12 protein-coding genes are annotated in these 14,001 nt (G+C 66.5%); 5 read left to right on the top strand and 7 right to left on the bottom strand.

From position 1 onward, the window contains the following. Positions 1-204 precede the first annotated feature (204 nt). Together AC5P65_RS13465 and AC5P65_RS13460 are read left to right on the top strand one after the other, a co-directional pair. Positions 205-663, top strand: a complete 459-nt coding sequence (locus AC5P65_RS13465) for a cell wall hydrolase (protein ID WP_004154513.1) — start codon at positions 205-207, stop codon at positions 661-663. Between the two features lie 84 nt (positions 664-747). Then, positions 748-1,359 (top strand): glutathione S-transferase N-terminal domain-containing protein, encoded by a 612-nt coding sequence (locus AC5P65_RS13460; RefSeq protein ID WP_019659563.1) that lies wholly within the window; start codon positions 748-750, stop codon positions 1,357-1,359. Positions 1,360-1,447: 88 nt separating this feature from the next. On the opposite strand, the gene AC5P65_RS13455 is transcribed toward AC5P65_RS13460, so the two are convergent. The 6 genes from AC5P65_RS13455 to AC5P65_RS13430 all read right to left on the bottom strand — a co-directional run bounded on the left by AC5P65_RS13455 (position 1,448) and on the right by AC5P65_RS13430 (position 8,185). Then, the gene (locus AC5P65_RS13455; RefSeq protein WP_021202253.1) at positions 1,448-2,503 is read right to left on the bottom strand and encodes a suppressor of fused domain protein; all 1,056 of its coding nucleotides are present in this window, start codon (positions 2,501-2,503) and stop codon (positions 1,448-1,450) included. A gap of 46 nt (positions 2,504-2,549) precedes the next feature. Further along, positions 2,550-3,053, bottom strand: coding sequence for a hypothetical protein (locus AC5P65_RS13450; RefSeq protein WP_021202252.1), 504 nt, complete (start codon positions 3,051-3,053; stop codon positions 2,550-2,552). A gap of 215 nt (positions 3,054-3,268) precedes the next feature. Next, positions 3,269-5,149: a propionate--CoA ligase gene (gene prpE, locus AC5P65_RS13445; RefSeq protein ID WP_111099337.1), complete on the bottom strand. Its 1,881-nt coding sequence runs from the start codon at positions 5,147-5,149 to the stop codon at positions 3,269-3,271. A 702-nt stretch (positions 5,150-5,851) separates the two neighbouring features. After that, the gene (locus AC5P65_RS13440) at positions 5,852-6,466 is read right to left on the bottom strand and encodes an RluA family pseudouridine synthase (protein WP_111099057.1); all 615 of its coding nucleotides are present in this window, start codon (positions 6,464-6,466) and stop codon (positions 5,852-5,854) included. 122 nt (positions 6,467-6,588) lie between these two features. After that, on the bottom strand, positions 6,589-7,575 hold the full coding sequence (locus AC5P65_RS13435) for a malate dehydrogenase (RefSeq protein ID WP_005415428.1): 987 nt from the start codon (positions 7,573-7,575) through the stop codon (positions 6,589-6,591). Between the two features lie 118 nt (positions 7,576-7,693). Continuing rightward, entirely contained in the window at positions 7,694-8,185 is a 492-nt protein-coding gene (locus AC5P65_RS13430) for a peptidylprolyl isomerase (protein WP_005408225.1), read from the bottom strand. A 267-nt stretch (positions 8,186-8,452) separates the two neighbouring features. Here AC5P65_RS13430 and typA point away from each other — a divergent pair, with 267 nt between their 5' ends. The 3 genes from typA to AC5P65_RS13415 are packed head-to-tail and all read left to right on the top strand — an operon-like array spanning position 8,453 to position 12,443. Then, entirely contained in the window at positions 8,453-10,300 is a 1,848-nt protein-coding gene (gene typA, locus AC5P65_RS13425) for a translational GTPase TypA (protein ID WP_026346967.1), read from the top strand. An 11-nt stretch (positions 10,301-10,311) separates the two neighbouring features. Next, positions 10,312-10,779, top strand: coding sequence for a DUF2127 domain-containing protein (locus AC5P65_RS13420; RefSeq protein WP_019659569.1), 468 nt, complete (start codon positions 10,312-10,314; stop codon positions 10,777-10,779). 41 nt (positions 10,780-10,820) lie between these two features. Then, positions 10,821-12,443: an amidase gene (locus tag AC5P65_RS13415; protein WP_021202149.1), complete on the top strand. Its 1,623-nt coding sequence runs from the start codon at positions 10,821-10,823 to the stop codon at positions 12,441-12,443. Positions 12,444-12,515: 72 nt separating this feature from the next. Here AC5P65_RS13415 and AC5P65_RS13410 read toward each other — a convergent pair whose 3' ends face one another. Beyond that, positions 12,516-13,703: a mechanosensitive ion channel family protein gene (locus tag AC5P65_RS13410; protein WP_194445329.1), complete on the bottom strand. Its 1,188-nt coding sequence runs from the start codon at positions 13,701-13,703 to the stop codon at positions 12,516-12,518. Between the last annotated feature and the right edge of the window lie 298 nt (positions 13,704-14,001).

Below are 14,001 nucleotides of genomic sequence, written 5' to 3'. Positions count from 1 at the left end.
CCTACCTTGCGCCATCTTTCCGCTCACCAGCCAGTTTCCGGTGAGCTGGCGTGGCCCCACCGATCAGTACTGATCGATTCTTTTTGGGGCTGCCCACGGGGCGGCCCCGATGGCCGCCTCCCCATGACGCCAAGTCGTACCCCGCCTCCTGTCGCCCCCGCGGCCGGAACCGGAAGGTGCGGCCCATACGGAGCAAGGAGTTATATGAAACTGGCCTGGATTCTCTGGCTGTCGCAGTTGTTGCCGCAGCCGGCCGCTGATTCACTGTGTCTGAGCACCACCGTTTACCTGGAAGCCCGCGACCAGACCCTGCGCGGCCAGCAGGCCGTCGCCGAGGTCGCCCTGCGTCGCCTTGACAGCGGCCTGTGGGGCGACTCGATGTGCCAGGTCGTCACCGCGCGCAAGCAGTTCGCACCGACCATCGTCTCCCCCGGCACCCAGCTGGGCAATGACGCGGCGTGGAGCGAGGCGATGAACGTCGCTTTCGACGCCGAGCGCAACTGGGCGCTGCCGGCCGGCGAGCGCCGCGAGATCGTGCCCGGTGCCAGCCACTTCGCCGCGCTGTCCATCGCCAGCCCGAACTGGCGCAATGCCTACCAGGTGGCCACCATCGGCGATCACACCTTCTATAAGGTGCAGAACCTCAAGCCGCGGCAGTCGTAACGATCCGTGCCGGCGGCAGCGTTGCCGCCTGCCGGCAGGCTCTGGGATAGTGGGCGTTTCCCGCCCGCATCACCTGGAGTTCCCATGAAGCTGTACAGCAAGCCCGGTGCCTGTTCCACCGCCGACCACATCGCCCTGCAGTGGACCGGCCAGCCGTTCGAGGTTGAACTGCTGAACAAGGACACCCTGAAGGGTCCGGAATTCCTCAAGATCAATCCGGCCGGTGCGGTGCCCGCGCTGGTCGACGGCGACTTCGTGCTGCTGCAGAACGCCGCGATCATGGGCTATATCGCCGATCGCTTCCCGCAGGCCGGCCTCGGCGGTGACGGCAGCCCGCGCCAGCGCGCCGAAGCCACCCGCTGGCTGGCCTTCGTCAATTCCGACGTGCATCCGGCCTTCTCGCCGCTGTTCGCGCCGGGCAAGTTCATCGCCGACGAGAGCCAGTTCGATGCGATCCGCGCCGCCGCGCACAAGCGCCTGCGTGGCCTGTTCGAGACCGCTGACAGGCAGCTGGCCGACAAGCCGTGGCTGGCCGGCTTCCGCAGCTTCGCCGACCCGTACTTCTACATCACCCTGCGCTGGGCCGCCGGTACCAAGGTCGACCTGTCGGGCCTGGACAACCTGGCCGCCTACAAGGCGCGCATGGACGCCGATGCCGGCGTGCAGGCCGCACTGAAGGCCGAAGGGCTGGCCTGATCATGACCCGGGGTCAGAGCCGTTCGCGTGGCGGACGGGCCTGACCCCTCTGCCCTGCGCAGGCGGGGGCCGATACGCCAGGGCGTGGTCAACCGATCTGGCGGATCACTTCACCGTTGGCATCGCGCAGGTAGGTCGGCATCACTTCGATGCGCAGCGCCCCCGCCAGCGGGTAAACCCCGCGCTCGGCGCGCACCCCTGCCAGGGCCTGCAGGCCCGCCTCGTCCAGCGACCAGCGCGCGCTGTCGGCGGATACGTCCGCCGCTTCACCGCCCCCGTTCGCGACGAACTCCCACTGCCGCTCGCGGCTGACCAGTTCCAGCGATCTGCCGTGGCGCAGGCGCAAGGGCAGCAGCTCGCACACGCTGGCCACCTGGCCGGCGCCGAGCACCAGCGTGGTGACGCCCGCCTCCTGCCGCCAGTCCAACGTCTCGATGAACAGCATGCCGGTGCTGGAGCCCTCGCGCTCGCTGCCTTCCCGCACCTGCGCGGCAAGCGCCGGCTCCTCCAGCAGGTTGCCGCGGTGCAGGTCGCTGATCCACAGTGGCATTGCCGGCTGCAGTACCTGCAGCACGCCGCGCGTGGACCAGCGCTTGACCGCTTCCATCTCCTCATCGGTCAGCCCGACCAGCTGCAGGAACTGCAGGTGGCCATTGGCGGTGTCGCGTGCCGGCAACTGCGGGTCGGCAATGAACGCCAGATGGCACAGCCGCGTGTCGGTCTCCAGCGCGATCGGGCCGTTGGCATTCAGATGGTGGCCATCCTCGAACACGTTGCCGCTGGCGAACACATAACGCGCCAGGTTCTGCAGCAGGTTCATCGGCCACACCGGCGGCGTGCTGTCGGCGTTCTCAGCGGCTTCGGCGGCGAGACGGAACGTCAGCTCGAAACCATAGCCGCTGGTGGCGGCATCACTGCTCTCCTTGGCATACAGCTCGGAGAAGCCGTAAGTCACGTAGTGCCAGTGGGGTACCGGCGCATGCGCCCAATACACGCTGATGCCATCGAGCGGATCCTGGCCACCGAGCGTGTACGGAAGCGCGGTGCCGAAGTGACGTGGCTCCTGCCCGGCATACAGCGGCGCCAGCGCCTCATTGATCGCGTCCCAGCCGGGGGTATCGGTGTCGTCGTGGTCGTCCTGCACGCGGGACTCCTTGTGGGGAAGTGAACCGATCACTTTACGCGGTGGCTCAGGCCTGCACGAACTCACCACCACCCTTGACCACGGCGGCCTGAGTTTCCTGCCACCAGCGCTGTGCCAGCGCCGGGCTGCGCGCCTTGCCCACCGCTGCCAGCAGTTCCGGGCACAGGCGTTCCAGCGCCAGCGCATCGGTGCAGCGTTCGATCTTCAACTGCATGAAGTAGCCCTTCAGGCCCAGATGGCGCCGCACCGCATCGCTCATCGCGTCGTACAGCTGCTGGTACAGCGCCGGGTCCTGTTCGCGACCGGTGCTGATGCCACGCGCCGGCACGGCCTCTGCACTTCCGCCGATCACTTCGATCAGGCCCAGCGCGGCCAGCTGCTCCAGTGCATCGGGCGGCGCACGCAGGCCTTCACACAAGCCGCGCAGTTCGGTGTCGTCACGATGGCCATCGACCATCAGCAGGATCGAGCGCAGTGCCGCCGGCAGGCGCCGGCTACGGTCTTCGATTTCCTGACGGCCAGCAGCCGTCTTGGCGTGCAGCAATGCCATTGCCTCCCCCTCCCTCGATGCGCAATGCCGGCGCGCCCTGACGGGCGCGCTCCCCTGTGTGCCATCCCCGGACGGCACGCGCCTTCCCCGGCGCGCGCCGCGTATTGCAGGTCGATGACAGGCCGAGCTTAGCGCAAGTGCCGCGGGTAGTGCCGGCCGCTGGCCGGCAACCTCGGGATTGATGGGGGTGCCGGCCAGCGGCCGGCACTACCGGATCAACGGCCCAGCGCCCGGCGGATCTCCTCCAGCGCGCCGGGGTCGTCCAGCGTCGACAGGTCGCCCGGGTCGCGCTGCTCGGCCAACGCCTGCAACGAGCGCCGCAGCAGCTTGCCCGAACGGGTCTTGGGCAGCGCGTTGACCACGTGCACGTGCGCCGGGCGCGCCACCGCGCCGAGCGAGGTGGTCACCGTGGCCATCATCTCGGCCACCACCGGCGCCGGATCCTCGCCATCCAGGCCCTGCTTGAGGGTGACGAACACCAGCGGCACCTGCCCCTTCAGTTCGTCCTTGACGCCGATCACCGCTGCCTCGGCCACGCGCGGGTGGCTCGAAATGGCCTCTTCGATCTCGCGCGTGCCCAGCCGATGCCCGGCCACGTTGATCACATCATCGGTACGGCCGAGGATGAAGGTGTAGCCATCGTCGTCGCGGATCGCCCAGTCCAGCGAGCTGTACAGCAGTTCCTTGAAATGGCTGAAGTAGCTCTGCAGGAAACGGTTGTCGTCGTTCCACACCGTGCTCATGCAGCCAGGCGGCAACGGCGGCGACACCACCAGCACCCCCTTCTGCCCCGGTGCGACTTCCTCGCCGGTGTTCTCGTCGATCACCTTCATCCGGTAGCCAAGATTGGGGAAGCCCGGCGAACCGAAGCGCACCGGCTTCATCTCCAGGCCCGGCAGCAGGGTCAGAGCCGGCCAGCCGGTCTCGGTCTGCCAGTAGTTGTCGATGATCGGCTTGCCCAGCGCTTCGCTGATCCAGTGCGCGGTCGGTTCGTCCAGCGGCTCGCCGGCCAGGAACAGGTACTTCAGGGCGCGCAGGTCGTGGCGATGGATGAAGTCCGCATCGTGCTTCTTCAGCACGCGGATGGCGGTGGGCGACGAGAACATGGTGCGCACGTTGTACTGCTCGCACAGCGCCCACCAGATGCCCGGATCCGGATTCGTCGGCAGCCCTTCGTACAGCAGCGAGGTGCAGCCACCGATCAGCGGGCCGTACACGTTGTAGGAATGGCCCACCGCCCAGCCGACATCGGAGGTGGAGAACATTACCTGCCCCGGCTTGCAGTCGAATACGGTTTCCATCGACTGCGCCATCGCCACCGCGTAGCCGCCCACATCGCGCTGCACGCCCTTCGGCTTGCCGGTGGTGCCGGAGGTGTACAGCAGGTAGCTCGGCTCACTCGCTTCCAGCCACTGCACCGGCACATCCACTTCCCCGATCTGTGCACGCAGCGTGGCGTACTCCACATCACGGCCCGGCACGCGTGGTTCGGCGGCATCCAGCCCGCGCGACACGATCAGCACATGCGGTGGCGGCGAAGCCGCTTCGGCGCAGGCCGCGTCAACCATCGGCTTGTACGGAATCAGCTTGCCACCGCGCATGCCGGCATCGGCGGCGATGAGCAGCTTCGGCTTCGCATCGTCGATGCGCAGCGCCAGGTTGTGCGCGGCGAAGCCACCAAACACCACCGAGTGCACCGCACCGATGCGCGCACATGCCAGCATCGCGAACACGGCTTCGGCCATGTTCGGCATGTAGATCACCACGCGGTCACCATGGCCGACGCCGAGGTGCCTGAGCACGGCGGCGAAGTCGTTCACTTCGCGATACAGCTGGCGATAGGTGATTTCGCGGGTGCTGTTGGTTTCGGTGGAGATGGCGACCAGTGCGAGCTGGTCGGCGCGCTCGGCCAGGTGGCGGTCGACGGCGTTGTAGCAGAGATTGGTTTCGCCGCCGACGAACCAGCGCCGGAACGGCGGCTTGCTGTAGTCGAGCACCTGCTGCGGCGGTTTGTGCCAATGGATGCGCTTGGCTTCCTCGCCCCAGAAGGCCTCCGGCTCGTCGATCGAGCGACGGTAGGTTTCCTCGTAGTTCATGACGCAGCCCTCCCAGACGAAGTCATGGGTTTGAGGATAGTCCGGCGCCGGCGCGCGGGCCGCCCTACCTTGGTAGGGGGGTGGGTTTGTTCTGCAGGGCTTTGCAGCCCTGCACCCGCAGAAGCCGAAGCAACAGCAGAAGCGGGTTTCCTGAGGGTTGGCGGGGTGGGTCCGGTTGCGGGGGACGCCGTGAATCCCCAGTCCGGCCCAGCCGCTGGCGGCTGGGCGTTCGGGCGCTTGCGAAGCAATGCTTCGCAAGCGAAGCGCCCTCACCCATGGAGGCTCGCGCCATCCATGGCGCTCACGCCCCCGCAACCGGACCCACCCCGCCTTCGACAGTTTCCTGCCATCTGTCGGAACGGCGTATTGCTCTGGTGGGTGTCGACCTTGGTCGACACGGTAGATCCACGCCATGCGTGGATCCTTTTCGATCAATTGTCGAAATATTCGATTCCGATGGATTTGATCCACGCAAAGCGTGGATAGACCATCCGTCACCGGAGATCTGTCGAAGGCGGGGCGGTGTGGGTTGGCAGGACCGTTGGCGCCATGGATGGCGCCATCGAGCCCCCATGGATGGGTTTACGGCGTGTCCTGCCAACCCACACCGCCCCGCCCAACAAGTAGAAAACCAGAGCCGCCTTGGCCTTTCGCGTTGCTCCGGTTCGTAGCAGGTGCAGGGCTGCAAGCCCTGCCGAACCCCTAGAACGGAGCCGCAGACTCGAACGCGAGCACCTCGCCCGTCATCGGGTGGGTGAACTGCAGGCTGCACGCATGCAGATGCACGCGGTGCGCCGGTGCCGCGTCATACAGCACGTCGCCAACAATCGGATGGCCAATACTGGCCATGTGCAACCGCAGCTGATGGCTGCGGCCGGTGATCGGTTCCAACGCCACGCGCGTGCGCCGCGCTTCAACATCGCGCACCAGCACGCGCCAACGCGTCAGCGCCGGCTTGCCGCGCTCATGGTCGACCATCTGCTTCGGCCGGTTCGGCCAGTCCACGATCAGCGGCAGGTCCACTTCGCCGGTGTCGCGTTCGAGCAGCCCCTGCACCACCGCTTCATACCGCTTGCCAACCTGGCGCTGCTCGAACTGCATCGACAACGCCGCCTGCATGTCCTTGCCGCGCGCATGCAGCAGCAGGCCGGAAGTCACCTGGTCCAGGCGGTGCACGGTCAACGCATCCGGATACAGCGCCTGCAGGCGCGCGACCACGCAGTCCTGGTTCTCGGCGCTGCGGCCGGGTACGGACAACAGGCCAGCCGGCTTCTCGGCCACCAGCAGTGCGTCATCGATGTAGTGCAGGTGGATCATGCGGTTCCAGGAATTCCAAATGAAAACGGGGAAGCCGAAGCCTCCCCGTTCTCTGCGTACCAACCAGCGGTCGGTACCTACCTTGATGGAAGACGTACCGGCCGGAGCCGGTACCGCCTGCATCAGCCCAGCAGGTGGGCGACGCCGGCGCGCTCTTCTTCCAGCTCGGCCAGGGTCTTGTCGATGTACTTCTGGCTGAAGTCGTCGATCGGCAGATCCTTGACCAGGGTGTACTTGCCGTTCTCGGTGGTCACGGCAAAACCGAAGATCACGCCTTCCGGAATGCCGTAGGAACCGTCGGACGGCACGCCCATGGTGACCCACTTGCCGTTGCTGCCCAGCACCCAGTCACGCACGTGGTCGATGGCGGCGTTGGCGGCCGAAGCAGCCGAGGACGAGCCGCGGGCTTCGATGATCGCCGCGCCGCGCTTGCCGACGGTCGGGATGAAGGTGTTGGCGTTCCACTCCTGGTCGTTGATCGCATCGGCGATCGACGCACCATCGGCGGTGGCGAAACGGTAGTCCGGGTACATGGTCGGGCTGTGGTTGCCCCACACCACCAGCTTCTCCATGCCACCGACCGGCTTGCCGAGCTTGGCCGACAGCTGGCTCAGCGCGCGGTTGTGGTCCAGGCGCAGCATGGCGGTGAAGTTTTCCGGCTTCAGGTCCGGGGCCGACTTCATGGCGATGTAGGCGTTGGTGTTGGCCGGGTTGCCGACCACCAGCACCTTCACGTCACGGCTGGCGACCTTGTTCAGCGCCGCGCCCTGGGCGGTGAAGATCTTGGCGTTTTCCAGCAGCAGGTCCTTGCGCTCCATGCCCGGGCCGCGCGGACGCGCGCCGACCAGCAGGGCGATGTCGGCGTCCTTGAACGCGACTTCGGCGTCATCGGTGCCGACCATGCCGGCCAGCAGCGGGAAGGCGCAGTCTTCCAGCTCCATCATCACGCCCTTCAGGGCGGCCTGGGCCTTGTCGACCGGCAGTTCCAGCAGCTGCAGGATGACCGGCTGGTCCTTGCCCAGCATTTCGCCGGAGGCGATGCGGAACAGCAGGGCATAACCGATCTGGCCGGCGGCGCCGGTCACGGCAACACGAACGGGTGCTTTCATGGGGGTTTCCTCTTGCTTGCAAGCGTTTGATGGGACGCCGCGGGCGGAGCCACGCAGGCCTGGCGGGCGGCGGGGAACAGGGAAACGGCCACCCGTGGGTGGCCGTTTCGAAGGGGGATCAGGCGGCGAGGTGCTTGTTCCACTCGGCGACGCGGTCGGCCTGGGCGGCCAGCACGGCGTCGACGTCGCCTTCCAGGGTGATCGAATGGATCACGTCGCCCTGCTTGACCGAATCGACGATGGCCTGGCCTTCCAGGACCTTGCCGAAGACGGTGTGGCGGCCGTCCAGCCAATCGGTCTTGATGTGGGTGATGAAGAACTGGCTGCCGTTGGTGTTCGGGCCGGCGTTGGCCATCGACAGCGAGCCGACCTCGTGCTTCACGCCATTCTTTTCGTCTTCGAACTTGTAGCCCGGGCCGCCGGTGCCACGGCCCTGCGGGCAGCCGCCCTGGATCATGAAGTCGGCGATCACGCGATGGAAGATCAGGCCGTCATAGAAGCCGTGCTTGACCAGGTTCACGAAGTTGGCCACGGTCAGCGGCGCCTTGTCGGCGAACAGCTCGACCTTGATCGGGCCCTGGGTGGTGTCGAAAGTGGCGATGAGGGACATGAAGATCCTTGATGCAGAGGGGAACGCGTCTAGCCACCTAGTTTACACCTGCCTTGCGGCGGCGGCGGCTTCGACCATGGGCGCAGACCCGGGCTTCAGCCGCCGGCGGGGCAGCCCGCGCGACGGTCTGGCGGCCTCCGCCGTGTGGCGGCCCAGCTGAATGGGCCCCGTGACGGGCGTGAAATCCACCTTTTCGCGAATCGTCAAGTTCGACGTATAATGTTGGACTTCTTTTTCCAAATCCGGCGCCGACTGGCCCCCTTTCGTATGTCCATCGAAAATCTTCGCAACATCGCCATCGTCGCCCACGTCGACCATGGCAAGACCACCCTGGTCGACCAGCTGCTGAAGCAGTCCGGCACCCTGTCCGAGCGTACCGTCCTCGCCGAGCGCGTGATGGACAGCAACGACCAGGAAAAGGAACGCGGCATCACCATCCTGGCCAAGAACACCGCCATCACCTGGGAAGACAAGAAGACCGGCATCAAGAACCGGATCAACATCGTCGACACCCCCGGCCACGCCGACTTCGGCGGTGAGGTCGAGCGCGTGCTGTCGATGGTCGACACCGTGCTGATCCTGGTCGATGCGATGGACGGCCCGATGCCGCAGACCCGCTTCGTTACCCAGAAGGCCTTCGCGATGGGCTTCAAGCCGATCGTCGTGGTCAACAAGGTCGACCGTCCGGGCGCCCGTCCGGAGTGGGTGATCGACCAGGTCTTCGACCTGTTCGACAAGCTCGGTGCCACCAACGAGCAGCTGGACTTCCCGATCGTCTACGCCTCGGGCCTGAACGGCTACGCCGGCCTGGAAGACACCGTGCGCGACGGCGACATGACCCCGCTGTACGAAGCGATCATGAAGCACGCGCCGAAGCCGGAAGTGGACCCGGAAGGCCCGTTCCAGATGCGCATCAGCCAGCTGGACTACAACAACTTCGTGGGCGTGATCGGCATCGGCCGCATCCAGCGCGGCACCCTGAAGAAGAACATGCAGGTCGCGGTCATCGACCGTGAAGGCAAGAAGCGCAACGGCAAGGTGCTGCAGGTGCTGGGCTTCATGGGCCTGGAGCGCATCGAGCAGGATTCGGCCGAGGCCGGCGACATCGTGGCCATCTCCGGCATCCAGGAGCTGACCATCTCCGACACCATCTGCGCACCGGACTTCCCGGAAGCCCTGCCGGCGCTGACCGTCGACGAGCCGACCATCTCGATGACCTTCCAGGTGAACAACTCGCCGTTCGCCGGCAACAAGGACCTGTCCGGTGGCAAGTTCCTGACCAGCCGCCAGATCAAGGACCGCCTGGACCGTGAAAAGGTCCACAACGTGGCCCTGAAGGTCGAGCAGCTGGAAGACGCCGACAAGTTCCTGGTCTCCGGCCGTGGCGAACTGCATCTGTCGGTGCTGATCGAGAACATGCGCCGCGAAGGCTACGAGCTGGCCGTGTCGCGCCCGGAAGTGATCATCAAGGAAATCGACGGCCAGCTGATGGAGCCGATCGAGCAGTTGGTGGTGGACATCGAAGAAGTCCACCAGGGCGGCGTGATGGAAAAGCTGGGCACCCGCAAGGGCCAGTTGAAGAACATGGAATCGGACGGCAAGGGCCGCGTGCGCCTGGAATACCAGATCCCGGCCCGTGGCCTGATTGGTTTCCAGAACGAGTTCAAGACCCTGACCCAGGGTTCGGGCCTGCTGTTCCATGTGTTCGACCACTACGGCCCGAAGGAACAGGGCGCGATCGCCAAGCGCATCAACGGCGTGATGATCGCCAATGCGCCGGGCGTCACCCCGGCCTACTCGCTGGGCCCACTGCAGGAACGCGGCAAGCTCTTCGCCGCCGAAGGTGACAACGTGTATGAAGGCCAGCTGGTCGGCATCCACTCCAAGGACAACGACCTGACCGTCAACGCGATCAAGACCAAGCCGCTGACCAACATGCGCGCTTCGGGCAAGGATGATGCGATCCAGCTGACCCCGGCGATCAAGTACTCGCTGGAACAGGCCCTGGACTTCATCGAAGACGACGAGCTGGTCGAGATCACCCCGAAGGAGATCCGCCTGCGCAAGAAGTTCCTGACCGAGAGCGACCGCAAGAAGGCTTCGCGCGGCGGCTGAGCCAGCACCCCGTGAGCCAGAGCGGCTACAACCCGGATCCACACCGGCATCCGGGCCTGCACGTCATCGCCCTGCTCGAAGCGAGCAAGGCGATGCTGGCACTGTTGGCTGCCACCGGGCTGGAAGTGCTCGGACCGCAGCCGCTGCGGCACGGCATCATGGCCCTGATCCGGCGTTTCAGCCTGGATCCGGACCACGGCACCCTGCCCTCGCTGCTGCACATGATCAGCCCCGACGCGGTCCACCTGGCCGCGGCGGGGATGATCGGTTACGGACTGCTGCACCTGGTCGAAGCCTGGGGCCTGTGGCGGGCCAAGGCCTGGGCCTCCTGGCTGGGTTGCCTGACCGCTGCCCTGTACCTGCCCTTCGACATCTTCGCGATCATCCGCCATCCCGGCTGGCCGTCGTGGACGATCCTGGCCATCAACCTGATCGTGGTCTACGTACTCGCCCGCGACCTGCGCAAGCGCCACCGCTGAGCACTCGCTACACTGGGGATTGGAGCCGACCAAGCCGCCCCATGCGCCCGTCCTTGCCGCCTCTGCTGACCTGCCTGCTCGCCGCGCTGCCGGCGCTGCTTTCGGCTGGCTGCAGCCCGGCCACGCCCAGCGCGCATGCGGCCGAACCTGCGAGCCGCAACGTGCCGTTCCCGTACGCCGAAACCGATATTGCCGACCTGCAGGCGCGGATGACCGCCGGTGAACTGGACAGCACCACCCTGACCCAGGCCTACCTGCAGCGCATCGCCGCCCTGGACCGCGCCGGGCCGCGCCTGCGCGCAGTGATCGAGCTCAACTCCGATGCCCTGAAGGAAGCCGCCGCGCGCGACCGCGAGCGCCGTAGCGGCCACCTGCGCGGCCCGCTGCACGGCATCCCGCTGCTGTTGAAGGACAACATCAACGCCGCGCCGATGGCCACCAGTGCCGGCTCTCTGGCCCTGCAGGGCTTCCGTCCGGACGATGCCTACCTGGTGCGCCGGCTGCGCGATGCCGGCGCCATCGTGCTGGGCAAGACCAACCTCAGCGAATGGGCCAATTTCCGCGGCAATGATTCGATCTCCGGCTGGAGCGCGCGCGGCGGCCAGACCCGCAATCCCTATCGGCTGAGCCATTCGCCCTGTGGCTCCAGCAGCGGCAGCGCGGTAGCCGTGGCCGCCAACCTCGCCAGCGCAGCAATCGGTACCGAAACCGACGGCAGCATCGTCTGCCCGGCGGCGATCAATGGCATCGTCGGCCTCAAGCCGACGGTAGGCCTGGTCAGCCGCGACGGCATCATCCCGATTTCCTTCAGCCAGGACACCGCCGGTCCGATGGCGCGCAGTGTCGCCGACGCTGCCGCCGTGCTGACCGCGATCGCCGGCCGCGATGATGCCGACCCGGCCACCGCGACCATGCCCGGCCGCGCGGTCTACGACTACACCGCGCGACTGGACCCCCAGGGCCTGCGCGGCAAGCGCATCGGACTGCTGCAGACACCCCTGCTGAAGTACCGGGGCATGCCGCCACTGATCGAACAGGCGGCGACCGAGCTGCGTCGCGCCGGCGCCGTGGTGGTGCCGGTGGAGCTGCCCAACCAGGGCGCTTGGGCCGAGGCCGAGCGCACGCTGCTGCTGTACGAATTCAAGGCCGGGCTGGAGCGCTACTTCAGCGCCCATCGCGCCCCGCTGCGCAGCCTGGCCGAACTGATCGCCTTCAACCAGGCGCACAGCAAGCAGGAGCTGGGCCTGTTCGGCCAGGAACTGCTGGTGGCGGCCGACGCCACCGCCGGCCTGGCCGACCCGGCCTATATCCGCGCGCGCAGCGATGCACGCCGGTTGGCGGGCCCGGAAGGCATTGACGCTGCCCTCGCCGCCCACCAGCTTGATGCGCTGGTGGCCCCCACCACCGGCGTGGCGTGGCCGATCCGCAGCGAAGGCGACGACTTCCCCGGCGAGAGCTACAGCGCTGCCGCTGTGGCTGGCTATCCCAGCCTGACTGTGCCGATGGGCCAGATCAACGGCCTTCCCGTCGGCCTGCTGTTCATGGGCACCGCCTGGAGCGAACCGAAGCTGATCGAGATGGCCTACGCCTACGAGCAGCGCACGCGCGCACGGCGCCCGCCGCACTTCGATACCGACGCGCTGATCGACGCTGGCGAGCCGTGATCGTGTTTCTGTAGAGCCGAGCCCACGCTCGGCTTCAACGGAAAATCGAAAGCAGCCGAGCATGGCTCGGCTCTACAGCGGCTGGTCGGGCTCCGCTGGCACGATCGCCGCCTCACCGTCTTCAGCCCCCGGCGAACGCACATCTGCAGTGCGTGCACGAGGACCACGCGGCATGTCCAGCTCGTCTGCATGCTGCAGCCGCGCACGCACCTGCGGCAGCGACTGCGGATGCTCACGCGCGAGGAAATCGAGCATGCGCTCGCGTACCAGGCAACGCAGGTCGAACGCGTCGCCGGAGCTGCGCGCACTGACCAGCAGGCGGATCTGGATTGCACGCTCACTGGTTTCAGTCACCTGGGTCACGCAGACTCGGCCATCCCACAACGCTTCGCCCCGGCAGATGCGCTCCAGTTCAGCACGGATCGCCGCAATCGGGGCACGATAATCCAGCCACAGGAAGGCTGTGCCGAGCAGGTCGGCACTACGCCGCGTCCAGTTCTGGAACGGGTTCTCGATGAACCAGGTCAACGGCACCACCATCCGCCGCTCATCCCAGATACGCACCACCACGTAACTGCTTCCGATCTCCTCGATGCGTCCCCACTCGCCTTCCACGATCACCACGTCATCCAGGCGGATCGGCTGCGTCAACGCGATCTGCAGGCCGGCGATCAGGTTGCCGAACACCGGCTTGGCCGCGATACCGGCCACCAGGCCGATCAGGCCGGCCGAGGCCAGCAGCGCGGTACCGATCTTCTGCACCATCGGAAACGTCAGCAGCACCAGCGATGCGCCCAGCACGATGATGCCGCCCATCAGCACCCGGCTGAGCACGCGCGTCTGGGTCTGGATGCGGCGCGCTTCCAGATTGTCGGAGACATCAATGGGATGGCTGCGCAGGATTGCGCGCTCGCCCGCCGCCACCGCACGTACCAGCAACCAGATGAAGCAGGCAGTCAACGCGATGTGCAGCACATGCTGCAGATGGCCCAGCAACGGATCCTGCAGCGGCGTGGCCTGCAGGGCGGGAATCAACAGCAGCAGCGGCCATGCAGTGGCCATCGGCAGCCCGAGCACACGACCGATGCGCGCACGCCGGCGATCACGCCCTTTCAGCCGGTGATAGATCCACAGGATCAGCCACGCGCCGATGCCACCCACCAACGCCGCCAGACCCAGCGGCCATGCATATGCCTGTGCGCTTTGCCAATGCACCGTTGCTACCTCCACACGAACAGCCAAGCGGACAGCCTCGCGCATGGCGCATGAGCGTCACGTCAGTCGTTCGTAAGAAGGGTGTTGGTCGGCAGGGCTTGCAGCCCTGCACCCTGCTGCGAGCTGGAGCAACAGCAACAGCCGAAGCAGAAGCGGGTTTCCTGTGGGGTGGCGGGATGGGTCCGGTCGCGGAGACGCCGTGAACCCATCCATGAAGTGACCCCCGGGAGTTGGACGCCAGATCCAACCCCGAGGAATACATGCACAGATACGACGCTCGTTTCAAACTGCAGGTCGCCAAAGAGGCCTGCAAGACCTCCACATCAGTCAAAGCCGTTGCTCG

The organism is Stenotrophomonas sp. YJH_SMC_48-3, assembly GCF_059369375.1.
The sequence above is the reverse complement of the archived record's forward strand: the minus strand, read 5'-3'. Positions and strand labels throughout refer to the sequence as shown.

Coding starts and splice junctions, on each gene's coding strand:
- typA (WP_026346967.1), top strand. CDS start 8,453: ATGTCCATCGAAAATCTTCGCAACATCGCCATCGTCGCCCACGTCGAC.
- AC5P65_RS13465 (WP_004154513.1), top strand. CDS start 205: ATGAAACTGGCCTGGATTCTCTGGCTGTCGCAGTTGTTGCCGCAGCCG.
- AC5P65_RS13410 (WP_194445329.1), bottom strand. CDS start 13,703: ATGCGCGAGGCTGTCCGCTTGGCTGTTCGTGTGGAGGTAGCAACGGTG.
- AC5P65_RS13430 (WP_005408225.1), bottom strand. CDS start 8,185: ATGTCCCTCATCGCCACTTTCGACACCACCCAGGGCCCGATCAAGGTC.
- AC5P65_RS13460 (WP_019659563.1), top strand. CDS start 748: ATGAAGCTGTACAGCAAGCCCGGTGCCTGTTCCACCGCCGACCACATC.
- AC5P65_RS13450 (WP_021202252.1), bottom strand. CDS start 3,053: ATGGCATTGCTGCACGCCAAGACGGCTGCTGGCCGTCAGGAAATCGAA.
- prpE (WP_111099337.1), bottom strand. CDS start 5,149: ATGAACTACGAGGAAACCTACCGTCGCTCGATCGACGAGCCGGAGGCC.
- AC5P65_RS13415 (WP_021202149.1), top strand. CDS start 10,821: ATGCGCCCGTCCTTGCCGCCTCTGCTGACCTGCCTGCTCGCCGCGCTG.
- AC5P65_RS13440 (WP_111099057.1), bottom strand. CDS start 6,466: ATGATCCACCTGCACTACATCGATGACGCACTGCTGGTGGCCGAGAAG.
- AC5P65_RS13435 (WP_005415428.1), bottom strand. CDS start 7,575: ATGAAAGCACCCGTTCGTGTTGCCGTGACCGGCGCCGCCGGCCAGATC.